Origin of the sequence: Thiomicrospira sp., from assembly GCF_036568485.1 — a bacterium.
Classification (GTDB): domain Bacteria; phylum Pseudomonadota; class Gammaproteobacteria; order Thiomicrospirales; family Thiomicrospiraceae; genus Thiomicrospira.
Map to the genome: position 1 here is coordinate 1 of NZ_DATCSL010000021.1, position 23927 is coordinate 23927.

Below are 23927 nucleotides of genomic sequence, written 5' to 3' on the forward strand. Positions count from 1 at the left end.
GCCTGCTTTTTTGTGTCTAAACACCACCAGGCCTGGTGGTGGGTCAAAACGAGCTGCATCGAATTTAAGCGATCTGCAAACCTTGCAGCATGGGCAAGTCGCGGCGCAGGAAGTCTTCGGCGCGTTCGTTTAAATCAGCCAACTTTTCTTCATCGGTTTGCAGTGCACGACCGTATTTGATCATGTCTTCACCTAAGGGTTCCAAAATCGACCAAGCAAATTCGGCTAAAGCCGAAGCCTGTTCGCAGCCTTGTTGTCTCCCTAATAAAAACAACTGCTGGTAACGATTAACTTCAATGCCGCCGCCAGTGACTGGACTGGCGAGATATTGCACATCACTGCTGCCACGTGCGCGTTCGATTAGGTAATGATTGAGTTTTTGAGTGCGGCTAAAGGCTTGGCTGATCACTGAACCGGCTTGGGCGGCCTGAATTTCACCACGATGGGTAAAGATAAACATCGCCTGTACAATTTCTTGCAGACCGATTTTCGGATGTGAGGCCATCGCTTGTTCAATTTCGCCTAGGCTGTGAGGTTTGTAATCGGCGAGGAAGTCTAAAATCGGATCGTATACATCGGCGGCTAAATCCGCCACACCGAAGGCACCTTCCAATACCAACGAAATCACGCCACGTGGTTTGGTCATCACTACGCGTTCGGCACGTAAACCGTCCACTACCTGCACAGGGTTTAAAGTACGCGCACCACGCACCCAGTAGTCTTTACGAAACTTTTTGTCGACACAAAAGTCACGTGTGTTTTCACGCAAAGCGACATCGCCAATTTGTGCTAATAAGGCTTGCTGATCTGGGCTTAGATTCACCGCTTCAATTAAATCTAAATAGGTTGCCGAACTGGCGTATTCGAGCTTGGCTAATTCCATGTATTCGGCCATATCGGCAAAATCCATCGGTTGCCAATCGCGGTTGAAGTATTCGTGTGCCAAATAATGCGGGTCTTGGCTCATTAATTCTTGTAATTTGGGGGCGACCTGCGCGTTATTTTGCGCGTGGAAAGGTTGGGTTTTCATCACTTGATCGGCAAACTGCAAAGCCTGACGAATCCGCTGTGCGGTGCCTTCACCCGGTGCGCCCATGCGTTGTGTATGTTGCACCATTAAACGGCGCAATGGCATCATTTGCGCCCAGCCAACTTGAGTGTTGTAACTCACATAGACCACACCGCCGACCGCTAGGTTTTTACGGATAAACTCCATAATCAACTGACGATTGGCCTCAGAAACCCAAGTCCAAACCCCGTGCAAACTAATAAAGTCGAACTTTGGTAAATCATCGCGCGCTAAAAATTCGGCAAAGGATTCATCCGTAAATTCAGCATCCGATCCAGAGGCTTCGACCAAGGATTGAGAAAACGCGGCTTGAGCGGGCAAAAAGTCGTTGCCAAACCATTGAGTATCGCTGGCGGCGGCGTGAATCGCCGCACTTAAACCCTGTCCAAATCCCAGTTCGCAAGCTTTGGCTTGTTTGGGGGGCGCAATGCCGGCATTTAAAAACGCCAAACGCATACGCAATGGATTCAGCTCTTTGTAGTAGCCATAGGTATAACCAATATCGGCAACATAACCGGCTGTCCAATCGCTCATGTTCTAGTCCTTTTTGCTGTCGGCCGGCAAATCTACCAGGCCTGGTGGTTGATTTAATCCTGACTTAATTCAATAGGTTATTTAATTGCTGACGATAACGTTTTGCCAAAGCTGGATCGGTCGCTGCAATTAGGTTACATAAGGTGATAATGGTTTCTCTTGGCGCACCGTTTTCAAAGTCCGGTTGGTTGGTTTGCAATTCGAATAGGTGGGACATGGCGTCTTCAAAATGCAAATTAGCAATGTGGCAGATGGCTAGATTTAAACGCGTGGCGTGATCTTGCGGATTGGTTTCGAGTTGTTCGCTGAGAACCACCAGGCCTGGTGTTTGCGCTGCGCGTTGTTTGAAATTCATCTGGCTGGTGATGTTGCGTCCGACCTGGCTTTGTTTGGCCTCATCTGGCAATTTGTTAAACAAACTGGTTGCACCTTCGATTTGATCTAGGTCGAGCATAATCTGAACCATGTCTAACGCGACCAGCGTGCGGCTTGGGTCCAGTTGAATCGCTTGGGTTAATAACGCCACCGCGCTAACCGGATCGCCTGCCATATATTTATCGTGCGCTTCCAAGCGCATTTCTTCAACTGGGTCATAAACACCAACCTGACGCAGCATTAAAGCAATGTCTTCTGGGCTAATAACACCTTGTTTGGCGTCTTGAATTTCGCCGTTGATAAACATGACGGTGGTTGGAATTTGCTCGAGTTCAAAAGCGGCGGCCAGCTCGGTTTGTTCGTCAACATTTACTTTAGCGAAAACAAATTGTTGCGCAAAAGTTTGTGCAAAATGGCTCAGGTCTTGGGCGAGAGTCTGCGACTCGCTTTCTGAGTTCATAAACGCAACCACGACCGGAATTTGAGCTGAGTTTTCCACGACCAGTGTGTCGAAGTTGTCTTCTGTTACATCAAAAATATACGCTTGCTTGGCCATGTTGAATCCTAGTCTTTAAAAATTATGTGCCCCATTATAACGGGGAATCGGGGTGAAGGGGCATAGGTGCGGGAAACCAAGCGCTAGTTTTGCCTGTCCAGTAATATACGCTGAGGCCAATCCACTCGCGCCAGCCCGATTCCAGCGTTTTTAAGTGGTCAAACAAGTCAAAATCCACATGCCGATAATCGGCGTGATTACTGCGATAATCCACCGGATACGGAATCACATCCAGCCCAAACTGGCGTGCAATGCCAACCGAGCGCGGCATATGAAAGGCCGAGGTGACGAGTAAATATTGACCACCAGGCCTGGTGATAGGTTGGATATTGCCAAAGTTCTCAAAGGTATTGCGCGAGTTGGATTCTAAAATCAAACGCTGAGAGTCTAAGCCCATTTGTTGGAAAAGATCGGCCGAAATACTGGCTTCGCGCCCGCTGTCTTGCAAATAAATCGAACCACTTCCGCCAGTAAAAATAACCGGCACGTCGGGGTATAAATCGGCCAGATATTTGGTGGCGACATAACGATCACCGCCTAAGCCGAGTTCGGCCACGCCCCAACTTAACGAGCGTTTAAGGTCTTCGCCGCCGCCCAATATAATAATGCCATCGACTTTTTCCGGCATGAGGTAAGGTTTGGCAAAACGTTTTTCGAGCGGCTGAATCAGCCAATCACCTACTGGATAAGCCAGCACTAAAGCGGAGACGAACGCGGTCGGAATTAAAATCCATTTTGCGACGGAATAAACCTTGAAATATACCAGCGCCGTGCCTAATATAAAACTAATAATCAGTAAATTTCCTGGGCTTAAAATCATCCAGCCCAATTTAGATAACACAAAGAAAATCGTATCCATAATTCTTTTATTTTCAACTAATTAAAAATTATTTTAATCGCGCTACTTGAAAACCTCTCGCTAAGTCCTATAAAACCACCAATAGAAACTGAGGTGACGCACTATGATGGACAAGTTTACTACACAATTCCAATCCGTTCTGGGCCAGGCACAGTCCTTGGCGGTAACGAACGACAATCAATTTATCGAACCTTTACACATTCTGGCGGCGTTAATTCCAGAACAAGGTCACTTGCTGCGTTTAGCTGGTGTGGATGTGAATGCGCTTAACCAAGCGGTGCAGTCGAAACTGAGCGGCTTGCCGCAGGTTTCGGGCACAGGCGGCGAAGTTCAGCTGTCTCGTCAATCGGGCGCGATTTTAAACTTAATGGAAAAGCAAGCGCAGAAAAACGGCGATGCCTATATTTCGAGCGAATTGTTTTTACAAGCGGCGTTAGACTCAAAAGATCAGGTCGCCGACCTACTTAAACAAGCCGGAGCGCAAGCGAACAAGCTTGCCGATGCGATTCAACAAGTACGTGGAGGGGAAAGCGTGCAAGATCAAAATGCAGAATCAACGCGCCAAGCGTTAGAAAAATATACCATCGACTTAACCGCGCGTGCCGAATCGGGCAAGCTAGATCCGGTTATTGGTCGTGATGACGAAATCCGCCGCGCGATTCAAGTATTGCAGCGTCGTACCAAAAATAACCCAGTATTAATTGGTGAACCTGGCGTGGGTAAAACTGCGATTGTCGAAGGCCTTGCACAACGTATTGTTAATGGCGAAGTGCCGGAAGGGCTGCGCAACAAACGTGTATTGTCTTTGGATTTAGGCTCGTTATTGGCCGGCGCGAAATATCGTGGGGAGTTCGAAGAACGCCTAAAAGCGGTCTTAAAAGACCTATCGAAAAATGAAGGTCAGGTAATTTTGTTTATCGACGAAATTCACACCATGGTCGGCGCGGGTAAAGCCGAAGGCGCAATGGATGCAGGTAATATGCTTAAACCAGCGTTAGCGCGTGGCGAGTTGCATTGCATCGGCGCGACCACTTTGAACGAATACCGCGACAATATCGAAAAAGACGCGGCCTTAGAACGTCGTTTCCAAAAAGTGTTGGTGGACGAACCGACCGAAGAAGACACCATCGCGATTTTACGTGGTTTAAAAGAACGTTACGAAGTGCATCACGGGGTGGCGATTACCGATCCGGCGATTGTCGCAGCCGCGCGTTTGTCACAGCGTTATATTACTGACCGTCAGTTGCCGGATAAGGCGATTGACTTGATCGACGAAGCGGCCTCGCGTATTCGTATGGAAATCGACTCCAAGCCAGAAGAAATGGACAAATTGGATCGCCGTTTAATCCAGCTCAAAATGGAGCAGGTGGCGCTGAAAAAAGAAAAAGATGAGGCGTCGAAAAAACGTTTAGAAATCTTAAAAGATCAAATCAAAGAGCTGGAAAAACAATATTCCGATTTTGAAGAAGTCTGGAAAAAAGACAAGGCCGCTTTGCAGGGCGCGCAACAGTACAAAGAAGCGCTCGACAAAGCACGTACCGAAATGGAAGCCGCGCGTCGCGAAGGCAATTTAGGGCGTATGTCTGAGTTACAATACGGTGTGATTCCCGATTTAGAAGCCAAAATTAAAGCGGCGGACGAGTTGGAATTAAACGCCGAAGACAAGGGCGAAATGCACCTGTTGCGTAACAAAGTATCCGAAGAAGAAATCGCCGAAGTGGTATCGCGTTGGACCGGGATTCCGGTATCGCGCATGATGGAAGGCGAACGCGATAAACTCTTGCGCATGGAAGACAGCCTAAGCGCCAAAGTGGTGGGTCAAGACGAAGCGGTAAAAGCCGTGTCGGATGCGATTCGTCGCTCACGCGCCGGTTTGTCTGATCCAAATAAGCCGAATGGTTCGTTCCTATTCCTAGGCCCAACTGGGGTGGGGAAAACAGAACTAACCAAATCCTTGGCGGATTTCCTGTTCGACAGCCAGGATGCGATTGTGCGTTTGGATATGTCTGAATTTATGGAAAAACACTCGGTCGCGCGTTTAATCGGTGCGCCACCCGGTTATGTGGGTTACGAGCAGGGTGGTTATTTAACCGAAGCCGTGCGCCGCAAACCCTATTCGGTAATCTTGCTGGATGAGGTCGAAAAAGCGCACCCGGATGTATTTAACATCCTGCTGCAAGTGCTCGACGACGGGCGTTTAACCGACGGCCAAGGCCGCACAGTTGATTTCCGTAACACGGTGATTGTGATGACTTCGAACCTTGGTTCGCAGATTATCCAAGAACTGGCAGGCGAAGGCAATTACGATGCAATGAAGTCGGCGGTGATGGAAGTGGTCGGTGGTCATTTCCGCCCTGAATTCGTTAACCGAATTGACGACATCGTGGTCTTCCACCCACTTGGTAAAGGCCAGATTCGTGCGATTACTGATATTCAGCTCGAAAGCCTACGCAAGCGTTTGGCCGACATCGACCTGAAAATCGAGGTCTCGATTCCGGCATTGGATGTGTTGGGTGAAGCTGGGTTCGATCCAGTCTATGGTGCGCGTCCGCTAAAACGAGTGATCCAGCAACGTCTGGAAAACCCGTTAGCGCAACGCATCCTAAAAGGCGAGTTCCAACCCGGTTCGACCATCCACGTCGAACTAGAAGACGGCGAACTCAACTTCCACTAATCACCTCTGTCATAATGCTCCCAACCCCGCGAAAGCGGGGTTTTTTATGTCCAACACAAATCCACCAGGCCTGGTATTATCAATTTGTTTGTTGTATTCAATTTTTGGGAGTAAAGCTGAATGAAATTACGAATGGAGTGTGCAGAGTGTTCGCATGACCAAGAGGAACCTCAATTAATTGAAATGCGCGATGATGGTATGTATGAAATAACATGTAGTAAAGGACACACTACAATTACTGTGCTACAGCAGCAGAAATTTGAGATTCTTTTTGACATTGGTGCAATGGCAATAATAGATGGCTACCACCGTGAAGCTGTATCAAGTTTTGCGGCATCACTTGAACGTTTTTATGAGTTTTTTGTGTTTGTTACCTGTTTAAAACATGGTTTGGATAAAGATAGTTTTGAAAAAACATGGAAAGATATTTCTAATCAATCAGAGCGTCAGTTTGGTGCTTACCTCTTTGCATACTTAATTGATCATAATGGCAAAAAACCGCCTGTTATTGACGATATAAAACCAAACTTAAATAGTACTTCAAAGAACAAAACACAAGGGTGGAAAGCATTTCGTAATGCAGTTATTCACAAAGGGTATATTCCTTCGTACTCAGAAACGGTGGCTTACGGAAATTTAGTTTATAAGCATCTCTATGAATTGATTTCTGATTTAAATGAACGTAGCAAAGAGGCCGTCCAGAAAGCAACATTTCATCATGTTGCTAGAGTGGGGAAAGTTTCATCTGGTCGGGTTGTTTCTACTAAACTTGATCAAACTATTGTTAGCCTTGTTTGGAGCAGAAATGCTCATAAAACATTTGAAGATGCACTCGAAAAATTGAAAGTACGGATGCATTACGAGAAAAAAGGATAAAGTTTTTAATGAAACCAATTCATCTTCTCGTTATTTCAATCCTTGGTTTGGCTATTGCCAAAGTCGTGCCTGGCTTTCATCTAGATTTTGGGGATTATTATCTTGATATTGAGCGGGCGGTTTTTCTAATCGCGGTGATTGTGGTTTTCTATTTCCATTCTGGTTCTTTGAGAAAATTAGGCCACCATGCGATTTTGTTATTTGTATTACTTGGCATGAGCTCGTTAGCCGGTTTGGTTTTGCAGTTAGATCCGGTTCGGGTGTTGGTGGTGTTCGTGATGACAGCGTTGGTCGAGGAGATTTTACTTCGTGCCGCGTTGTTTGAGCCTTTGATTAAACGCGGCATTAAGAGCTGGAAAATCATTTTAGGCACGGCCTTGTTTTTCACCTTAGTGCATCCGGCGATTTACTCTGATTACCTGTATGGCGTTATGGTGTTGGTTACCGGCATTCTACTCGGCGCGATATATCTAAATGTGCGCCAGAAAGTTGGCATCGCCTACGGCGTGCTCTGGGCAAGCGCGATTCATATTTGGATTATCTTATTAGGCTGGAAACTCAATATAATCTAACCACCAGGCCTGGTACAAACACCTTGTCATACTGAGCAAAGCGAAGTATCTCCTACAGGCAGCTAACAATTTTGCAGAATTTAGATCAGGCAATCGGCACAACCACCAGGCCTGGTGGTTTTTCTTTTATATATTTAAAATGGTGTAGCTTATAGGCTACAATGGTGCAATGAATTATAAGATTTTGAGTACAGATACGTTCAATAAGTGGCTTAGAAAACTTAGAAATCCGCTTGCGAAAAAAGCTGTGGCATTGCGTTTGGCAAGAGCCGAGGCTGGTAACCTTGGGGATATTAAGGCATTAGGCGATGATTTAAGTGAAATGCGTATCTTTACCGGCAAAGGTTATAGGGTTTATTTCACTGAGCGCCAAGGTGAACTTATTATATTGTTAGCGGGAGGAGATAAGTCTTCTCAAAGCCGTGACATTGAAAAAGCAAGACAACTATTAAAGGAGTTGGATAATGAAACTAACGGAATTTAATCCTTTAGATGATTTATTAACCACGCCGCAGGAAGTGGCTGATTATTTAAATGATGCTTATCACGATGAAGACCCAGCGGTTTTTGTGGTGGCGTTGGGACATGTGGCCAAGAAACATGGCATGTCCAAGATTTCTGAGCTGACTGGTTTAAGTCGAGAGAGCTTATATAAAGCGTTTAACGGCAAGGTACAGCCAAAATGGGACACCATTTTTAAGGTGATGCGAGCACTTAATATTGATCTAAAAGTAGCGGCCTGATTTTGTAAAAGCCAAACCGTTGATCGTTGGGAGATGGCAGATGAACGTAAAAATTGAGATAGCCAAGACGACTGAGCAGTTTGAGGCAGGCGGTCAATTGTTTCGCGCTTATGCTGAGTTCTTAGGCTACGACTTGTCGTTTCAGGGTTTTGCTGACGAGTTGGAGACTTTGCCTAAAATGTACGCCTCACCCAAAGGTGCATTGTTGTTGGCAAACCTAGGCGGTGTTTATGTTGGAGCTGTAGGGCTTAGGGAATTCGAACCCTATGTTGCCGAAATGAAACGCATGTTTGTGCTAGCTGATTATCACGGCCTGGGTATTGGTCGGGCTTTAACAGAAGCTTTTTTGGCTAAGGCTAGTGAAATGAATTATAAGTCGGTGCGGCTGGACAGTATCCTTGAGCTGGATAAAGCATTGAAGTTGTACCAAGGTTTTGGTTTCAAGGAAATTGCACCTTACCGTTTTAACCCTCATCCAGAAGCCGTTTTTATGGAGTATAAAATCCGTTAATCAGTCGACTCTTAATAATCTGTCAACCTTTAACTTGTCTGAGTTATTCAGGGCTGACTAATTATCTTAACTACCAGGCCTGGTGTTTGGTTGAATGATTTGAAAAGATAAAAACATCAAAAGTATTTGAGATGGCTTTCCGCTCTAATCGTATCATAAAATGATACAATTAAGTCAATTAATCGTCTCATGCAGGTCAAAATATGGCGCAGAAATGGGTATGGCAACAGGCAAATTGGCCGAACTGGTCTTTTGATCAGGCGCAGGTGATGCCGTGTTTGTTGAGTGCAGTCAGAGCGGTTGCACCTTTAATTACCTTAGCCAATCAACTTTCAGCGGAAAAACGTTTGGCGTTTGAGAGTCAAGTGTTGTTGGATGAAACCTTGTCGACCTCCCTCATTGAACAGCAGGTACTTGACCGCGAATCGGTGCGGTCGAGTATTGCTCGGCATTTGGGTTTGCCTGGTGCTAAACCGGCAGACAAACGTTATGAAGGCTTTACGCAAGTATTCTTGGAGGCGGTTCGTAATGCGGATCAGTCACTTGATCATGCGCAACTTAAACGCTGGCAAGCGCAGTTGTTTATCGAAACACCCAGGCTAAAAGAAATCACATTGGGCGATTATCGCGATGAAGCTATGGCGGTGGTGTCCGGGCATTTTGGGCGTAAAGAAGTCGTACATTTTCAAGCACCCTGTGAGCAACGCGCCTGCGTTGAAAGTTATATGGATGAATTTATTGATTGGTTCAACCAGGATCAGGCGATGGTGGATTATCCGACATACGACTATTTAAAGGCGGCGATTGCTAAGTTTTGGTTTGTAACGATTCACCCTTTTGACGACGGCAACGGACGCTTGTCGCGTATTTTGGCTGAACGCTGTTTGGCGCGTGCCGATCATACCGATATTCGCTTGTATTCGATTTCCAGTGAAATGGCGCGTCAAAAATCCGATTATTATCAAGTGCTGGAAAAAACGCAAAAAGGTGACGGCGATTTAACCGAATGGATGGTTTGGTTTTTAAATTGTGTGCGAGCGGCGGCGCAAACCAGTTTGCAGCGATTAGAAAAAGTGCGTTATGCCACGCAGTTTTGGGATCAATATCGTTCGCAAGCGTTTAACGAGCGTCAACGTAAATTATTGGTGTGCTTGTTGGAAACCGATGATTTTGATGACGGCATTGCACGGCGCAAGTATAAAAACCTGGTCGGCACATCCGACGCCACCGCTGCACGTGATTTGACCGAATTGGTTGAGTTGGGTGTTCTGCAAACTGAAGGTAAAGGGCGGTCAGTTAAGTATTTTCTGTTTTAAGCTTTGTTTGACGGTTTACGTATTTGAGTGATGAAAACACCAGGTCTGGTGGTTAAGTTATGCGCTGGATTTAAATATAGGAGGCAGTATTAATGAAACTGACTATTTATCAAATTGATGCATTTTCCGATCAGCTTTTTTTGGCAATCCAGCCGCGGTCATTCCGTTAGAGCACTGGTTGCCTGATGAGACTATGCAGGCGATTGCAGAAGAAAACAATCTTTCTGAAACGGTCTTTTTTGTTCCAGTAGAAGAGCATTTTTATATCCGCTGGTTTACACCTAATAAAGAAGTGAAGCTATGTGGACATGCTACTTTGGCATCGGCTTTTGTGTTGTTTGAAGTGCTGGGTTATAAGAAAGAGTCGATTGTTTTTGATTCCTTATCAGGGCCTTTAATTGTTACGCGCCAAAATGGCATGTTAACCATGGATTTTCCAGCACAGGTGCCGGTTAAATGTGACCTACCGGAAGCACTTGTTAAGGGTTTGGGAGCCGTGCCTTTTGAGTGTTATAAAAATGAAGATTATGTCGTGGTGTTTGAAAGTGAACAGGATGTATTAAACATTAAGCCTGATCATCGTTATCTTGAAAAGCTGGATCTTCGTGGTGTTATTGTGACCGCGCCCTCAGTTAAACAAGATTTTGTGGCGAGGTTTTTTGCACCGAAACTTGGTATTCCAGAAGACCCGGTAACCGGTTCAGCCTATACACAGCTTACCCCCTATTGGTCGGAAAGAATCGGCAAAACAAAACTGAGTGGAAGACAGGTTTCACAAAGAGGCGGACAGGTGTTTTGTGAGATAAAAGGCGACCGGGTTTTTATCTCCGGCCGTGCCGTGAAATATATGGAAGGTTTAATTGAGTTTTAAATTTTGATAAATGCCATGACGGTAAAAACTTTAGAAAGTGCCAGGCCTGGTGTTTTATGTTGGTTAGCATAACGTTAATTTATTAAGCTGGGAGCGCTTATGAATGTTTGGTTTTTGTTGGGTTTTGCGATTGTGGCAGAGGTGATTGGCACAACGGCCTTAAAGATGAGCGATGGCTTTACCAAATTTTGGCCGGCGCTGATCGTTGTGATTGGTTATGGTTTGGCATTTTATTTGTTGTCTTTGACTTTAAAACATATTCCGGTCGGTGTGGCTTATGCGGTTTGGTCAGGCGTGGGGATTGCCTTGATTACCTTGATTGGCTGGGCGGTATTCTCGCAAACTTTAGATTGGGCGGCTTGGGTAGGAATTGGTTTAATTATCAGCGGCGTTTTAGTGTTACAGGTTTTTTCGAGCTCGGCTGGGCATTAGTAAAAATTAGTTGGATGTGAAAACAATAAAGCTTAACCATATAGAGTTTAAGGTTTTGACACCCATTTAAATAAAGACTAGTATTTGAGCTAGGTTGCGGGTTATAAGGCCTTAGTAACTAGATTGGTTTTATGGGCGGTAAATAACAATTTAAGGGTGCAGCTATGAAAATCAGAAACGCGTTAATCCTCAGTTTGGGCTTAAGTTTAAGTGGCTTAAGTTATGCCAATACGGCAGACGTTAGTCAAGCTCGCGAGTTAGCTAAACAATTTGTTGGTCAGTTGCTACCGGAGCTGGGTGCGGCCATGAAAGCGGGTGGACCAGTGAATGCACTGGGTGTTTGCCAAACCAAAGCGCCGGAAATTGCTCAAAGCTTGAGCGACGAGTCGGGCTGGGACGTAAAACGCGTGAGTCTAAAAAACCGTTCGGCAAACGCCGAACCGGATAGTTGGGAAATTAAGGTATTAACGCGCTTTGATCAACAGCGTGCAGAAGGCGCTGATCCGGCTAAGATGGAATATAGCGAAGTGGTAGAACATAAGGGACAAAAAACCTTCCGCTATATGAAAGCAATTGCGATTGGTGAAGGCCAGCCTTGTTTGCAGTGTCACGGCAGCAATCTTAAGGAAGATGTTAAACAAAGATTGGCCGAACTTTATCCTCACGATAAAGCCACTGGCTATAAAGTTGGCCAAGTGCGTGGCGCATTTAGTTTTCAAAAGCATTTGTAGTAAATCTAGCCACCAGGCCTGGTGCTTCTAACCGACTGGCTTTTGCATAATGAAGTCGTCCATTACAAAGCCATCACCGATGGCTTTTTTTTGTTCATCTACTATGACAAAACCCTGACGTTGATACCAGTCAATGGTTTGGCTATTATGACGATTAACGGTCAGCCATAACCCGCTCAAACCTAATTGTTGAGTAAAGCATTCGGCCTGATTCAATAAGCTTTTACCAATTCCCTTAGTGCGATAATCCTTGCTTACATAAAGTTTGCTAAGCATCACTTTAGCTTGTTGCGGGTCTGGAACTAACGCCATATAACCCACCAAGTTTTGGTTCATTTGAGCCGCGAAATAGCTTGTGCCGTCATGGATTTGTTGTTGAATGGCTTTTGCACTCTGAAACTTTTCGAGCATATAGGCGACTTGTTGTTCACCAATAATGGGGGTGAAATGTTGTTGCCAAATAGGTTTGGCTAAGTCCGCGACTTGCTGAATTTGTTGATGAGATTGAATGCTAAGTAGCTGTAATGGCAAGTAAATCACCTCTGTCTATTTAGTTTTATTAATGTTTACGAATCTATAGTACCTGGCCTGATGGTTAGGCTTTCTTAAAAATTACGACATCGTTATGCGGAAATTCGATTTGAGTTTGCCAGCGTTGAGCTAACCAGCGAAAACTGGTTTCGCTGAAAAAGCTGATGTGGGTTGGGTCGTTGCGATAATGCCAATTGCAAAATCGAGCATCGTCTAATACGCGCTTGGTTTGGATCACTAATACACCACCAGGCCTGGTGATGGACCAGAGTTGGTCAAGAATGGGGAGCGGATCGGCCAGGTGTTCGACCACTTCGGTGCAGGTGATAAAGTCGTAGCTTTGGTTTAATACTTCGGGATAATCGGCATAAATCTTGTCGTAAGCCTGCATTTGATAACCAGCTTCTTCGGCCATTTTTATTAAAGCGGGCCCTGGGCCACAACCAAAGTCCAAACCTTGTGCGGGTGGGGCGATGTGTTTAATTATTTGGTTTAAACTGCGACTGAGAAACTGGCGATAACCAGGATCATCTAGCTGGTTTTGATGAGTATCGTAGATGGCTTTTTCTGCGGATTCATTGAGGGTTTGGTTGCGGTGTAACCAAACCAAATCGCATTTTGAGCAGCGTGAATAAGCTTTCGCGCGACAGCTGAAATCATAATAATTGCCGTACGCGCAAAGAGGACAAGCCGACATTAGTCTTGTAGCGAGGCAGAAACCTCAGGTTTTTCCAGATCAAGCATTTTGTGGTAAGCGGTTTCAACCGCGAGCGCAACTTTCTGCTCGACTTCGTGGTGCTGTTGTGGCGTCATAAAAAAACTCATATCAATATCGTATCGAATATAACGCGGCGGGATTTGGTTTAACGCTAAGCAGGCCATGTCGGTAAGTTGTTCTTCGCTGAGTTCTTTGCCAATATAGTTTTCGCGAATTTCGTTAAACACTAAGCGTTCGTAATAGTTATGAATCGAATCCAGTTCCATGAAGTACTCCTTATCAAGCGGTGCGGTTATAGTTGCTTGTGATCTTGTGATGGGCGTAAGCGACGGCATCTTTAATCGCATCGACAATTTTCATACGTTCGTCTTCGGTCATAAAAAAACACATGTCAACATTGTGCCGAATATAGCGAGGTTGGATCTGGTTAAGCGCTAAGCAGGCCATGTCTTCGATTTCATCTTCACTAAAGTCATCATTAGCGTAAAACTGGTTGATTTCATCAAACACAAGTTTTTCGTAATAGTTGTGAACTGAATCAAATGCCATCCGTTTCTCCCGTTGGATATCTTTTAGTATTTTACCGATAAGTGGGAATATTGATAGGGGAAAGTTAAGTATAAGGCTAGGAGGAACTGACTCGCTGAGTGCGAGTCAGTCTGATAAGCTAATTGAATTAAGCTTGTTCGCGAGCGACCGCACGATAACCTATGTCAGAACGTGAAAAACAGCCGTTCCAGCTCACTTGTTTCACGCCTTCGTAAGCACGTTTTTGTGCCGCTGTGACATTGTCACCTAAGGCGGTCACACATAACACGCGGCCACCATTGGTGACGACTTGGTTTTGCTCATTCAGTGTCGTACCTGCATGGAAGACTTTTAAGTCATCGGCGTTCACTTGGTCTAAACCTGAGATCACATCGCCTTTGTTGTAGTCTTCAGGATAACCGCCTGCGGCTAAAACCACGCCTAGTGCGCTGCGCGCATCCCATTTAGCTTCGATTTTATCTAGACGTTTATCCAGTGCGGCCAAACATAGCTCGGCCAAGTCTGACTGCAAACGCATCATGATCGGCTGAGTTTCTGGGTCGCCAAATCGACAGTTAAATTCCAGCACTTTAGGCGTGCCATCGGCGGCAACCATTACACCTGCGTATAAAAAGCCGGTGTAAGGTAAGCCATCCGCTGCCATGCCTTTAATAGTGGGGTAAATCACTTCATTCATAATGCGTTGGTGAATTTCAGGCGTAACAACTGGAGCGGGCGTGTAAGCCCCCATGCCGCCGGTATTTGGCCCTTTGTCGCCATCGTCACGTGCTTTGTGATCTTGTGATGTCGCCATTGGCAAGACGTGTTCTCCGTCGGCCATGACGATAAAGCTGGCTTCTTCGCCATACAAAAACTCCTCGACCACCACACGAGAACCCGCATCCCCAAATTTATTACCGGCTAACATATCGCGAATAGCTTCTTCTGCTTCGGCATTGGTTTGGGCTAAGATTACGCCTTTACCGGCCGCTAAGCCATCGGCTTTGATGACAATCGGGGTGCCTTTTTCCGCAATGTAAGCCAAGGCGGAATCGACTTCGGTGAACACTTGGTATTCAGCGGTGGGGATTTTGTGCTTGGCTAAAAAGTCTTTGCTAAAGGCTTTAGAGCCTTCAAGTTGGGCGGCGCCTTTGCTTGGGCCAAAGCATTTTAAGCCAGCCGCTTCAAACGCATCCACCACCCCAATCACTAATGGCGCTTCTGGGCCAACAATGGTTAAGTCAATTGCGTTGTCTTTTGCAAACGCCACCAGGCCTGGTAGATCAGTAACACCGATATCAACATTGGTTAAACCCGGCTCAATCGCAGTACCGGCATTACCCGGTGCCACAAACACCTGTTCTACATTAGACGATTGAGCGGTCTTCCAAGCCAACGCATGTTCACGCCCGCCATTCCCAATAATTAAAACTTTCATTATCTGTTTCCTTATTTCTCTTTTAACCACGAAGGACACGAAGCGCACGAAGAATTTTAAAGTACAAAACGTTTAATGCCGTGTTTAAGAAGTTTGGTATTAAAATTAATCAATAAGCCTTGTTTTATATTGGCCAATTTCATATAAGTCAATATTTGAGCTATCGTGGATAGGGTGAAGTCGATCACTGGACTTCAATTCCACGATTAAACTATCTGCAACCAATAAGTCAATTCTTAAGCTGTCATCAATTTGCGTACCTTTATACGTAATCGGTAACAGTTTTTGTAAATTATGAGGGATACCCGCTTTACGAAGCTCCAACGAGAAACACTTTTCATAGGTAGACTCTAATAAGCCTGGCCCAAGTTCGCGATGGACTTCAATTGCTAGTCCGATAACCTGATTGGATAAAGCATCAAACTCCATCAAATAAATCCTTCGTGAACTTCGTGTCCTTCGTGGTTAAAACTTAGTGTTTAAAGTGGCGCATTCCTGTGAACACCATCGCGATACCATGTTCGTTGGCGGCGGCGATGACTTCTTCGTCGCGCATTGAACCACCCGGATGAATCACAGCTTTAATGCCAGCGGCCGCGGCGGCATCAATGCCATCGCGGAAAGGGAAGAAGGCGTCAGAGGCCATTACTGAACCTTTCACTTCTAAACCTTCATCGGCGGCTTTAATGCCGGCGATTTTCGCACTGTATACGCGGCTCATTTGGCCTGCGCCCACGCCGATGGTCATGCCGTCTTTAACATACACAATCGCATTGGATTTAACGTATTTAGCCACTTTCCAAGCAAAAAATAAGTCTTGCATCTGCTCGGCGGTGGGGGCGATTTTAGTCACGACTTTTAGGTCGGATTCGTTAATCATGCCTAGGTCACGGTCTTGCACTAATAAACCACCCGTTACACGCTTATAGTCGTAAGCGGCTTGTTGATCAGATAGTTCGCCACAAGCGAGTAGGCGTACATTTTTCTTAGCTTCAACAATCGCTTGGGCTTCGGCGCTAATGCTTGGCGCGATAATGACTTCAACAAACTGACGATCCACAATCGCTTGCGCGGTTTGGGCGTCGAGTTCACGGTTAAAGGCAATGATGCCGCCAAAGGCTGAGGTTGGGTCGGTTTTATAAGCACGATCATAAGCTTCAAATAAGCTAGAACCAATGGATACACCGCAAGGATTGGCGTGTTTAACGATCACACAGGCGGTTTGTTCGAAGGTTTTTACTAGTTCTAAAGCGGCATCGGTATCGGCGATATTGTTAAACGATAGCTCTTTGCCTTGAAGCTGGGTTGCGCTTGAAACCGAGGCTTCGGTTGCATTGCGTTCGACATAAAACGCCGCTTTTTGATGCGGGTTTTCGCCATAACGCATCGATTGTTTTTTGACAAACTGTGTGTTGAAGGTGCGTGGGAAACGATCCGCTTGATCGTCTGCGAACATGGTGCCGAAGTAGTTGGCAATTGCGCCATCATAACGTGCGGTTTGTTCAAAGGTTTTAATTGCTAAATCAAAACGCGTGGCGTGAGAGAGCTGCGCGTTATTGGCTTGCAACTCTTCTAAAATGCGAGTGTAGTCGTGCGGGTCTGTGACCACGGCGACATCTTTATGGTTTTTTGCCGCTGAACGCAACATAGTTGGGCCGCCGATATCAATGTTTTCGACCGCGTCTTCTAACGAGCAATCCGCTTTAGCCACCGTGGCTTCAAACGGGTATAAATTGACGACGACCATATCAATCGGTTTAATGCCGTGTTCCGCCATAATGGCATCATCTGTGCCACGACGGCCTAATAAACCGCCATGTACTTTCGGGTGCAGGGTTTTAACACGACCATCCATCATTTCTGGAAACCCGGTGTAGTCTGATACTTCAGTCACTTGCAGACCGGCTTCTAATAAAGCTTTATATGTGCCACCTGTCGATAATATTTCGACGCCCATTTTATTTAGGGTTTGGGCAAATTCAATAATGCCAGTTTTATCAGAAACACTGATTAATGCACGACGCACGGGTTTCATAACGATCTCCAGGAATAACAAATTTTAAAAAAAGAAAAAGGGTGTTTGGGTTTTTGCGAGGGTTCAATCCGAATCAATCATAATGTTGTATTGCAGAATTTTCTTGCGCAGGGTGTTGCGATTGATACCCAGAATGCAAGCGGTTTTGGATTGATTACCGCTGGCTTTGGTTAGCACATATTCAATTAGAGGTTTTTCGACCTGTTGAATCACCATTTCGTGTAGGTTGCACGCTTGTTGTTCTTCAAGCGTGTTGAAGTAGTGATCCAGCGTTTGGACTAGGTGTTCACTTAATGAGGTTGTGGGTGGAGTCAAATTCATGAAGTTACATTGTCTTTAGTTACAGTCGTCAGATTTCAAAAAATTGTTGAATTAAGGCTATTTGTTCGCTGGCGCTTTGCAAGCGATTGAACTGACGACGTAAAATCTCGCCTTGTTCAATATGTTGGGCATACCAGCCAAGATGTTTGCGCGTAATCCGCACACCTTGATGTTCACCATAGAGTTGATAAAGCCCCTCTAGATGAGCGCGGATGACTTGGTAACGTTGCCAAGTATTGGGTGGGCTGAAACCTTGTTTATTCGACAAGTAAGCCGCAATCTGGTTGAAAATCCAGGGATTTCCTAACGCACCTCGACCAATCATTATGCCATCGGCAAGGGTGTATTCTAATACAAATTGTGCCTGTTCGACATCACAAATATCACCATTGGCAATAACGGGTAGCGATACCGACTGTTTTATGCGCTTTATAGTGTCGTATTCGGCTTGGCCTAAAAATTTATCGGCACGGGTTCGGCCATGAATCGTGACCGCCGCTAAACCGTATTGTTCGGCAAGTTGCGCAATCTGCAGTGCGTTGCGGTTTTGCGGATCGGTACCGGTACGAATTTTGACGGTGATGGGTACCGTCACAGCTTCAGTGACGGCTTTAAAAATTTGTTCGACTCGATCTGGGTAAGCTAATAGCGCCGAACCAGCGGCGATATTACAGACTTTTTTGGCCGGGCATCCCATGTTTAGGTCAATAATCTGTGCGCCTTGTTCGACTTGCAAACTTGCCGCTTGTGCGAGTTCTTGCGGGTCAATCCCAAGTAGTTGCACTGAACGTGGTTCGGGATCGTCCAGGCTCGCAAATCGGGTGCTGGATTTTTTGGAATCCCATAAATGGGTTTGGGCACTTAACATTTCGCCCACCGCGTAACCGGCACCGTTTTGATAACAGAGGCGACGGAACACCGAATCCGTAATGCCCGCCATAGGCGCGAGCACGAGATTATTGGGGAGGGTATAATGTCCAATTTGCAACGACATGAAAAGCACCAGGCCTGGTTGTTAAACGGGTATTTTAGGCTTTTTGACCTGTGAGTAAAGCCCATTCGTCTTGAGTATGCAACGTGTCTAACTCAAAGCCAAACTGGCGATAATGGCTGACTAATTCTTCGGCCTGATTAGCCAATAAACCCGATAACACCAGTTGACCACCGGATTTGACGAGTCGATCAAACTCTGGCGCAAGCTGTTTTAACGGGCCCGCTAGGATATTGGCAATTAAACAATCCGAGGGTTCGGCCTGAAAGTCTTTGACTAACGCAAACTCAATGTTTACTTGATTGCGTTCGGCATTATCTTGACTGGCGAGAATCGCCTGCGGATCAATATCTGTGCCTTTAACCTGCGCGGCACCTAACTTGGCGGCGGCAATCGCTAAAATGCCCGAACCACAGCCATAATCAATCACGTTGCGATTAAGTGGTGGGTTTTGATCCAGCCAACGCAAACACATGGCAGTGGTCGGATGCGTTCCCGTACCAAATGCCATACCAGGGTCCAGCAACAGATTAACCGCATTTGGATCGGGCGCATCCAGCCAGCTTGGTACGATCCACAAATTGTCGCCAAACGGCATGGGTTGGAATTGATCCATCCATTCGCGAATCCAGTCTTTATCTTCAATTTGTTCAACGCGATAAGCACTGGGGGCGATTTGTGGCATGAGTTGGGTGAGGGCGAGTAAAAGGGCGGCGGTGTCGAGTTCCGCATCAAATAACCCCATGACACGCGTTTGATCCCAGATAGGCGTGGTGCCGATCTCGGGTTCGAAAATTTCTTGTTCGCCGGTTTCGGCAAAGGTGACCGACACCGCACCGATGTCCATAAAGACATCAGAAAGCGGTTCGGCTAAAGCTTCTTCAACAATGGTGTTGATTTGAATCCAGGCCATCGGAGTAGACACTAGATTAAGTGTTCTAAACGGTGTTCAAGATAATGAATATTGCGGCCGCCTTCTCGGAAGCCTTGATCACTCATAATCTCTTTTTGTAACTCGATATTGGTATCAATCCCACGAATCGCCAATTCGGTTAGAGCCGTATGCATACGCGCAATCGCGATATCACGATCTGAGCCGTAACAAATGACTTTGCCAATCATCGAATCGTAATGCGAAGGAACGGTGTATTCTGTGTAGATATGGGTGTCGATACGAACACCTGGGCCACCGGGTAAATGCAAACGTGTAATTTTGCCGGGCGAAGGCATAAAGTTTTTCGACGGGTTTTCGGCGTTAATACGACATTCAATCGCATGTCCGGTGATTTTGACATCCGACTGTTTAATCGATAATGGGCGACCCATGGCGATTTCAATCTGAGCTTTCACTAGGTCAATGCCAGTAACTTGTTCGGTAACTGGATGCTCTACCTGTAAACGTGTATTCATTTCGATGAAATAGAATTCGCCGTTTTCATATAAGAACTCAAACGTCCCCGCACCACGATAATTAATGTCGATACAGGCTTTGGCACAAATCGCACCAATACGATCACGTTGTTCTTGCGTCACACCTGGGGCGGGCGCTTCTTCAACTACCTTTTGGTGGCGGCGTTGCATAGAGCAATCACGTTCACCCAGGTGAATCGCGTTGCCTTGACCATCAGCCAATACCTGAATTTCGATATGGCGAGGGTTTTCAAGGAACTTCTCCATGTAAACCTCGGGGTTGCCAAACGCGGCACCGGCTTCTTGTTTGGTTAACTGAATTGACTTAAGCAAACTGCCTTCGGTGTGTACCACGCGCATACCACGACCACCACCGCCACCAGACGCTTTGATAATAACGGGATAACCAATTTGTTTGGCTATTTTCATATTTTCTTCGCCATTGTCACCCAATGGACCACCCGAACCTGGAACGGTCGGCACACCGGCGGCTTTCATGGCACGAATCGCTTGGACTTTGTCGCCCATCATGCGAATAGTGTCGCCTTTGGGGCCAACAAAAACAAAACCGCTTTCTTCAACGCGGTCAGCGAAATCTGCGTTTTCTGATAAGAAACCATAGCCAGGATGGATGGCTTCGGAGTCGGTCACTTCCGCGGCCGAAATAATAGCCGGAATGTTTAGATAACTTAAGTTCGAGGGGGCGGGCCCGATACAAACCGTTTCGTCGGCCATTAACACGTGCTTAAGATTAGTATCGGCCGTTGAGTGGACCGCTACGGTCTTAATGCCGAGTTGTTTACAGGCGCGTAACACGCGCAAGGCAATCTCGCCACGGTTCGCAATTAACAATTTTTCCATGAAACGCTCCGCAGATTATTCGATGATGAACAGGGTTTGGCCAAACTCTACTGGATCGCCGTTCTGAACTAGAATTTGTTTAATCGTACCTGACACTTCGGCTTCGATTGGGTTCATGATTTTCATCGCTTCGATAATGCAAAGGGTGTCACCCGCATTGACTTTCTGGCCGACTTTTACAAAATCTGCCGCATCAGGAGACGGCGCAGCATAGAAAGTCCCTACCATGGGTGAAGTAATCTTCTGTCCTGTTTCGGCTGCGGGCGCTGGAGCGGCTTCTTCTGCAGAGGCTGGAGCCGCGGCCGGTGCAGGGGCGTGCATTTGTTGCATCTGGTGTTGTTGCATCGGCGCAGACTGCATAATGATCGGTTCTTTGTTGCGGCTGATGCGAACCGTATGTTCACCTTCTTTGATTTCGATTTCAGCGATGTTTGATTCTTCGACGATTTCGATCAGCTTGCGAATAGAACGAATATCCATGTGAGTATCCTTTATTTCTTTAGTTAAATTATTCGAGGTGTTTAATTGCGGCTTCCAATGCAAATCGGTAGCCATCTGAACCAAGACCGGCAATCACGCCGACCGCAAGATCAGAAAAATAGGAGTGGTGACGGAAATCTTCTCGTTTGTGTACATTGGATAGGTGCACTTCAATGAACGGAAGATTAACCGTGGCTAAGGCATCGCGAATCGCTACACTGGTATGAGTGAAAGCGGCCGGATTGATGATAATAAATTCAGTGCCATCATCCATTGCTTGATGGATACGTTCGATGATCTCGTGTTCCGCGTTCGATTGAAAGTGCCATAAACGCACAGCAAAGTCGTCGGCTATGGTTTCGAGTTCTTCAATAATGTCGGCGAGGGTTTGACGACCGTAAATAAGCGGCTCGCGGCGTCCCAGCATGTTTAAATTGGGGCCGTTGATCACCAAAATGCTTGACATAACAGACGTTACCTTGGAATGAAAGATATAAATAGTGCAATTATACTGGAAAAAAAAGCATAAAACTATGTGCGTTAAAAATAAACAAGCTATTTTTGTTTTGAAATGCGCTAAAAGGCGTTGAACTGAATGGAAAGTGAAGAAAACTTAAAAAAATGAGCAGAACCACCAGGCCTGGTGGTTCTGTTTGATCTAAAAATTCGACTTATTTACTTTAAAGCCGATTCAATGGTGTCAGTAAACTTGTCAGCATTTTGAAAACCAACCACACGTTGACCACGTTGCTCGTTGCCTTGCGCGTCATAGAAAAGTATGGCGGGCGGGCCGACAATCCCTAAGGCTTTCATTAAAGCTTTGTGGTCATCGTTATTTGCTGTCACGTCAGCCTTCAGAAGTGTCACGCCTTTAAGGGCGGCTTGTACACCTGGGTCAGTGAAGGTAAAACGTTCCATTTCGATACAGCTCACACACCAGTCCGCATAAAAGTCGACCATTACTGGCTGACCTTGACCAATGCGGGCTTGCAGCTCGTCCAAACTGTTAATTTTTTCAAAGTTCAGCTTGGCTTCAGCCTGTGTAGCCGAGCCGCTACCGCCTTGGAACACTTTAAGGGGTTGTAGTAGATCACGCGAACCACCCGACACGCCGATAATTAATACAATACCGTAGACCAACATACCCAAGCCCATGGCTTTCCAGAGTTTGTGCCAGCTGGATTTGTCACCAATTGGTTCCAATGCGCCCATATAAATCGCCGAGGAAATCAATAACGCGGCCCAAGCAAGCAGGCTTAACCAGCCTGGCATAACACGATCGGCCAACCACAAGGCGACGGCCAATAGTAGAACACCAAATACGGCTTTTACGGTATTCATCCAAGCACCGGCACGTGGTAACAACTTACCGGCTGACGTGCCAAGCAATAATAAAGGTACGCCCATACCAATACTCATCGCAAATAAGGCTAAACCGCCTAGCAAGGCATCCCCGGTTTGGCCGATGTAAATTAATGCGCCCGCCAGAGGTGGGGCGACACAGGGCCCGACAATTAGGGCTGATAAAAAGCCCATGATTGCGACACCCGTTAACGAACCACCTTGTTGCTTGTTGGAGATATTGGTGATTTTGCTTTGTATCGCACTGGGTAGTTGTATTTCATAAAAGCCAAACATCGACAAGGCTAGTAACACAAACACCATCGCAAAACTGCCTAAAACCCATGGGTTTTGCAGTGCGGCTTGTAAGTTTGCACCAAAAATACCCGCCAATACGCCGGCAATGGTATAAGCCACCGCCATCGCTAATACGAACACCAGTGACATAATAAAGGCGCGTTTGGTTGAGAGTTCCTTGCCGCCTTGACCCACAATAATGCTCGATAAAATTGGAATCATCGGAAAAACACAAGGAGTAAGGGAAAGTAATAAACCAAATACAAAGAAAGTTAACACGACGACCCAGAGGTTGGAGTTCATTAAGGTGTCGGTAATGCGATCTGATTCAGACATGTCTGCACGATCCACGCTGCTAGTAGAAGCGGACGCGTTTGCAGCGCCAAAGCTATCCGCGTCAATTTGCACCGTTTTTGTTTGTGGTGGATAACACACACCCGCATCGGCACAGCCTTGATATTCAAATTCAACCGTGACCTGACCTTTTACATCATACAGTGGCAAACTGGCTTCGGCTTGGCCATAGTAAACTTCGACCTGACCAAAAATCGGGTCGTCTTTCATTTTGCCGTTTGGGGTTTGTAATTCACCTAAACGCGCTTCACCATCCACAAGACGTGCTTTGATTTTGTCGCGGTAGAGATAATAGGTATCTGCGATGCGGATATCGGCAATAATTTCACCCTCACCATTTGGCTCAGCCTGAAATTTGAAGGCGTCATCGACATCCAGCAAATCGCCAGATGAGTTAGAACCCGATGCCAGCAGTTTATTAAGTTCGGCTAAAGAGTTTACCGAGCTTAGGTCGGAGCTTGAACCTGAAGTTTGAGTGGGCAACTCCACCGATAACTTCTTGG

At 46.1% G+C, this 23927-nt stretch carries 28 protein-coding genes; 10 read left to right on the forward strand and 18 right to left on the reverse strand.

The features are described from left to right. Window positions 1-64: 64 nt before the first annotated feature. The 3 genes from VIM91_RS02190 to VIM91_RS02200 form a co-directional block, all read right to left on the reverse strand. Window positions 65-1603 carry a class I SAM-dependent methyltransferase gene (locus tag VIM91_RS02190; protein ID WP_331863186.1) on the reverse strand — a complete coding sequence of 513 codons (1539 nt, stop codon included), beginning with the start codon at window positions 1601-1603 and terminating at the stop codon, window positions 65-67. A gap of 64 nt (window positions 1604-1667) precedes the next feature. Next, the gene (locus VIM91_RS02195; RefSeq protein WP_331863187.1) at window positions 1668-2534 is read right to left on the reverse strand and encodes a tetratricopeptide repeat protein; all 867 of its coding nucleotides are present in this window, start codon (window positions 2532-2534) and stop codon (window positions 1668-1670) included. Between the two features lie 34 nt (window positions 2535-2568). Then, window positions 2569-3393, reverse strand: a complete 825-nt coding sequence (locus tag VIM91_RS02200; protein ID WP_331863188.1) for a YdcF family protein — start codon at window positions 3391-3393, stop codon at window positions 2569-2571. Window positions 3394-3496: 103 nt separating this feature from the next. Between VIM91_RS02200 and clpB the strand changes: the two genes are divergently transcribed. From clpB to VIM91_RS02250, 10 genes are all read left to right on the forward strand, one after another. Continuing rightward, a complete protein-coding gene (gene clpB, locus VIM91_RS02205; protein WP_331863189.1) occupies window positions 3497-6067 on the forward strand; it encodes an ATP-dependent chaperone ClpB in 2571 nt (856 codons plus the stop codon). A gap of 120 nt (window positions 6068-6187) precedes the next feature. Then, complete coding sequence (locus VIM91_RS02210; RefSeq protein WP_331863190.1) at window positions 6188-6943, forward strand: hypothetical protein; 756 nt, start codon at window positions 6188-6190, stop codon at window positions 6941-6943. A gap of 8 nt (window positions 6944-6951) precedes the next feature. Further along, on the forward strand, window positions 6952-7515 hold the full coding sequence (locus VIM91_RS02215) for a type II CAAX prenyl endopeptidase Rce1 family protein (RefSeq protein WP_331863191.1): 564 nt from the start codon (window positions 6952-6954) through the stop codon (window positions 7513-7515). Window positions 7516-7684: 169 nt separating this feature from the next. Further along, complete coding sequence (locus tag VIM91_RS02220; RefSeq protein ID WP_331863192.1) at window positions 7685-7999, forward strand: type II toxin-antitoxin system RelE/ParE family toxin; 315 nt, start codon at window positions 7685-7687, stop codon at window positions 7997-7999. Continuing rightward, window positions 7980-8258, forward strand: coding sequence for an addiction module antidote protein (locus VIM91_RS02225; RefSeq protein WP_331863193.1), 279 nt, complete (start codon window positions 7980-7982; stop codon window positions 8256-8258). The genes VIM91_RS02220 and VIM91_RS02225 overlap by 20 nt, the downstream gene beginning before the upstream one ends. A 40-nt stretch (window positions 8259-8298) precedes the next feature. Further along, the gene (locus tag VIM91_RS02230) at window positions 8299-8769 is read left to right on the forward strand and encodes a GNAT family N-acetyltransferase (protein WP_331863194.1); all 471 of its coding nucleotides are present in this window, start codon (window positions 8299-8301) and stop codon (window positions 8767-8769) included. 203 nt (window positions 8770-8972) lie between these two features. Next, entirely contained in the window at window positions 8973-10085 is a 1113-nt protein-coding gene (locus VIM91_RS02235) for a Fic family protein (protein ID WP_331863195.1), read from the forward strand. Between the two features lie 121 nt (window positions 10086-10206). Then, the gene (locus VIM91_RS02240; protein ID WP_331863212.1) at window positions 10207-10956 is read left to right on the forward strand and encodes a PhzF family phenazine biosynthesis protein; all 750 of its coding nucleotides are present in this window, start codon (window positions 10207-10209) and stop codon (window positions 10954-10956) included. Window positions 10957-11055: 99 nt separating this feature from the next. Next, a complete protein-coding gene (locus tag VIM91_RS02245; RefSeq protein WP_331863196.1) occupies window positions 11056-11388 on the forward strand; it encodes an SMR family transporter in 333 nt (110 codons plus the stop codon). Between the two features lie 164 nt (window positions 11389-11552). Beyond that, complete coding sequence (locus VIM91_RS02250; RefSeq protein ID WP_331863197.1) at window positions 11553-12119, forward strand: DUF3365 domain-containing protein; 567 nt, start codon at window positions 11553-11555, stop codon at window positions 12117-12119. 27 nt (window positions 12120-12146) lie between these two features. Here the strand turns inward: VIM91_RS02250 and VIM91_RS02255 are convergent, their stop codons facing one another. The 15 genes from VIM91_RS02255 to dsbD form a co-directional block, all read right to left on the reverse strand. Then, a complete protein-coding gene (locus VIM91_RS02255) occupies window positions 12147-12650 on the reverse strand; it encodes a GNAT family N-acetyltransferase (protein ID WP_331863198.1) in 504 nt (167 codons plus the stop codon). Window positions 12651-12714: 64 nt separating this feature from the next. After that, a complete protein-coding gene (locus tag VIM91_RS02260; RefSeq protein ID WP_331863199.1) occupies window positions 12715-13260 on the reverse strand; it encodes a class I SAM-dependent methyltransferase in 546 nt (181 codons plus the stop codon). Between the two features lie 86 nt (window positions 13261-13346). Further along, window positions 13347-13634, reverse strand: coding sequence for a late competence development ComFB family protein (locus tag VIM91_RS02265; protein ID WP_331863200.1), 288 nt, complete (start codon window positions 13632-13634; stop codon window positions 13347-13349). A gap of 13 nt (window positions 13635-13647) precedes the next feature. Beyond that, window positions 13648-13917 (reverse strand): late competence development ComFB family protein, encoded by a 270-nt coding sequence (locus VIM91_RS02270; RefSeq protein WP_331863201.1) that lies wholly within the window; start codon window positions 13915-13917, stop codon window positions 13648-13650. Window positions 13918-14044: 127 nt separating this feature from the next. After that, window positions 14045-15334: a phosphoribosylamine--glycine ligase gene (gene purD / locus VIM91_RS02275; RefSeq protein ID WP_331863202.1), complete on the reverse strand. Its 1290-nt coding sequence runs from the start codon at window positions 15332-15334 to the stop codon at window positions 14045-14047. Window positions 15335-15390: 56 nt separating this feature from the next. Continuing rightward, entirely contained in the window at window positions 15391-15477 is an 87-nt protein-coding gene (locus VIM91_RS11835; RefSeq protein ID WP_414719582.1) for a hypothetical protein, read from the reverse strand. Next, a complete protein-coding gene (locus VIM91_RS02280) occupies window positions 15440-15763 on the reverse strand; it encodes a GxxExxY protein (protein ID WP_331863203.1) in 324 nt (107 codons plus the stop codon). Before VIM91_RS02280 ends, VIM91_RS11835 begins: the two co-directional genes overlap by 38 nt. Window positions 15764-15806: 43 nt before the next feature. Then, entirely contained in the window at window positions 15807-17369 is a 1563-nt protein-coding gene (gene purH / locus VIM91_RS02285) for a bifunctional phosphoribosylaminoimidazolecarboxamide formyltransferase/IMP cyclohydrolase (protein ID WP_331863204.1), read from the reverse strand. Window positions 17370-17432: 63 nt separating this feature from the next. After that, entirely contained in the window at window positions 17433-17690 is a 258-nt protein-coding gene (locus tag VIM91_RS02290; protein WP_331863205.1) for a helix-turn-helix domain-containing protein, read from the reverse strand. Window positions 17691-17718: 28 nt separating this feature from the next. Continuing rightward, the gene (gene dusB, locus VIM91_RS02295; RefSeq protein WP_331863206.1) at window positions 17719-18684 is read right to left on the reverse strand and encodes a tRNA dihydrouridine synthase DusB; all 966 of its coding nucleotides are present in this window, start codon (window positions 18682-18684) and stop codon (window positions 17719-17721) included. Window positions 18685-18718: 34 nt separating this feature from the next. After that, window positions 18719-19594, reverse strand: coding sequence for a 50S ribosomal protein L11 methyltransferase (prmA, locus tag VIM91_RS02300; RefSeq protein WP_414719583.1), 876 nt, complete (start codon window positions 19592-19594; stop codon window positions 18719-18721). A gap of 11 nt (window positions 19595-19605) precedes the next feature. Beyond that, window positions 19606-20952, reverse strand: coding sequence for an acetyl-CoA carboxylase biotin carboxylase subunit (gene accC, locus VIM91_RS02305; RefSeq protein WP_331863208.1), 1347 nt, complete (start codon window positions 20950-20952; stop codon window positions 19606-19608). Between the two features lie 15 nt (window positions 20953-20967). Then, window positions 20968-21432, reverse strand: coding sequence for an acetyl-CoA carboxylase biotin carboxyl carrier protein (gene accB / locus VIM91_RS02310; RefSeq protein ID WP_331863209.1), 465 nt, complete (start codon window positions 21430-21432; stop codon window positions 20968-20970). 28 nt (window positions 21433-21460) lie between these two features. Next, the gene (aroQ, locus tag VIM91_RS02315) at window positions 21461-21898 is read right to left on the reverse strand and encodes a type II 3-dehydroquinate dehydratase (protein ID WP_331863210.1); all 438 of its coding nucleotides are present in this window, start codon (window positions 21896-21898) and stop codon (window positions 21461-21463) included. Between the two features lie 209 nt (window positions 21899-22107). Further along, the coding region (gene dsbD / locus VIM91_RS02320) for a protein-disulfide reductase DsbD (RefSeq protein WP_331863211.1) at window positions 22108-23927 on the reverse strand (1820 nt) is incomplete at its 5' end.

What these genes read in the sequence shown, in the direction of transcription:
- VIM91_RS02190 (WP_331863186.1), bottom strand. Translation starts at nt 1,603, where the DNA reads ATGAGCGATTGGACAGCCGGTTATGTTGCCGATATTGGTTATACCTAT.
- VIM91_RS02195 (WP_331863187.1), bottom strand. Translation starts at nt 2,534, where the DNA reads ATGGCCAAGCAAGCGTATATTTTTGATGTAACAGAAGACAACTTCGAC.
- VIM91_RS02200 (WP_331863188.1), bottom strand. Translation starts at nt 3,393, where the DNA reads ATGGATACGATTTTCTTTGTGTTATCTAAATTGGGCTGGATGATTTTA.
- clpB (WP_331863189.1), top strand. Translation starts at nt 3,497, where the DNA reads ATGATGGACAAGTTTACTACACAATTCCAATCCGTTCTGGGCCAGGCA.
- VIM91_RS02210 (WP_331863190.1), top strand. Translation starts at nt 6,188, where the DNA reads ATGAAATTACGAATGGAGTGTGCAGAGTGTTCGCATGACCAAGAGGAA.
- VIM91_RS02215 (WP_331863191.1), top strand. Translation starts at nt 6,952, where the DNA reads ATGAAACCAATTCATCTTCTCGTTATTTCAATCCTTGGTTTGGCTATT.
- VIM91_RS02220 (WP_331863192.1), top strand. Translation starts at nt 7,685, where the DNA reads ATGAATTATAAGATTTTGAGTACAGATACGTTCAATAAGTGGCTTAGA.
- VIM91_RS02225 (WP_331863193.1), top strand. Translation starts at nt 7,980, where the DNA reads ATGAAACTAACGGAATTTAATCCTTTAGATGATTTATTAACCACGCCG.
- VIM91_RS02230 (WP_331863194.1), top strand. Translation starts at nt 8,299, where the DNA reads ATGAACGTAAAAATTGAGATAGCCAAGACGACTGAGCAGTTTGAGGCA.
- VIM91_RS02235 (WP_331863195.1), top strand. Translation starts at nt 8,973, where the DNA reads ATGGCGCAGAAATGGGTATGGCAACAGGCAAATTGGCCGAACTGGTCT.
- VIM91_RS02245 (WP_331863196.1), top strand. Translation starts at nt 11,056, where the DNA reads ATGAATGTTTGGTTTTTGTTGGGTTTTGCGATTGTGGCAGAGGTGATT.
- VIM91_RS02250 (WP_331863197.1), top strand. Translation starts at nt 11,553, where the DNA reads ATGAAAATCAGAAACGCGTTAATCCTCAGTTTGGGCTTAAGTTTAAGT.
- VIM91_RS02265 (WP_331863200.1), bottom strand. Translation starts at nt 13,634, where the DNA reads ATGGAACTGGATTCGATTCATAACTATTACGAACGCTTAGTGTTTAAC.
- VIM91_RS02270 (WP_331863201.1), bottom strand. Translation starts at nt 13,917, where the DNA reads ATGGCATTTGATTCAGTTCACAACTATTACGAAAAACTTGTGTTTGAT.
- purD (WP_331863202.1), bottom strand. Translation starts at nt 15,334, where the DNA reads ATGAAAGTTTTAATTATTGGGAATGGCGGGCGTGAACATGCGTTGGCT.
- VIM91_RS11835 (WP_414719582.1), bottom strand. Translation starts at nt 15,477, where the DNA reads ATGAAATTGGCCAATATAAAACAAGGCTTATTGATTAATTTTAATACC.
- VIM91_RS02280 (WP_331863203.1), bottom strand. Translation starts at nt 15,763, where the DNA reads ATGGAGTTTGATGCTTTATCCAATCAGGTTATCGGACTAGCAATTGAA.
- purH (WP_331863204.1), bottom strand. Translation starts at nt 17,369, where the DNA reads ATGAAACCCGTGCGTCGTGCATTAATCAGTGTTTCTGATAAAACTGGC.
- VIM91_RS02290 (WP_331863205.1), bottom strand. Translation starts at nt 17,690, where the DNA reads ATGAATTTGACTCCACCCACAACCTCATTAAGTGAACACCTAGTCCAA.
- dusB (WP_331863206.1), bottom strand. Translation starts at nt 18,684, where the DNA reads ATGTCGTTGCAAATTGGACATTATACCCTCCCCAATAATCTCGTGCTC.
- prmA (WP_414719583.1), bottom strand. Translation starts at nt 19,594, where the DNA reads ATGGCCTGGATTCAAATCAACACCATTGTTGAAGAAGCTTTAGCCGAA.
- accC (WP_331863208.1), bottom strand. Translation starts at nt 20,952, where the DNA reads ATGGAAAAATTGTTAATTGCGAACCGTGGCGAGATTGCCTTGCGCGTG.
- accB (WP_331863209.1), bottom strand. Translation starts at nt 21,432, where the DNA reads ATGGATATTCGTTCTATTCGCAAGCTGATCGAAATCGTCGAAGAATCA.
- aroQ (WP_331863210.1), bottom strand. Translation starts at nt 21,898, where the DNA reads ATGTCAAGCATTTTGGTGATCAACGGCCCCAATTTAAACATGCTGGGA.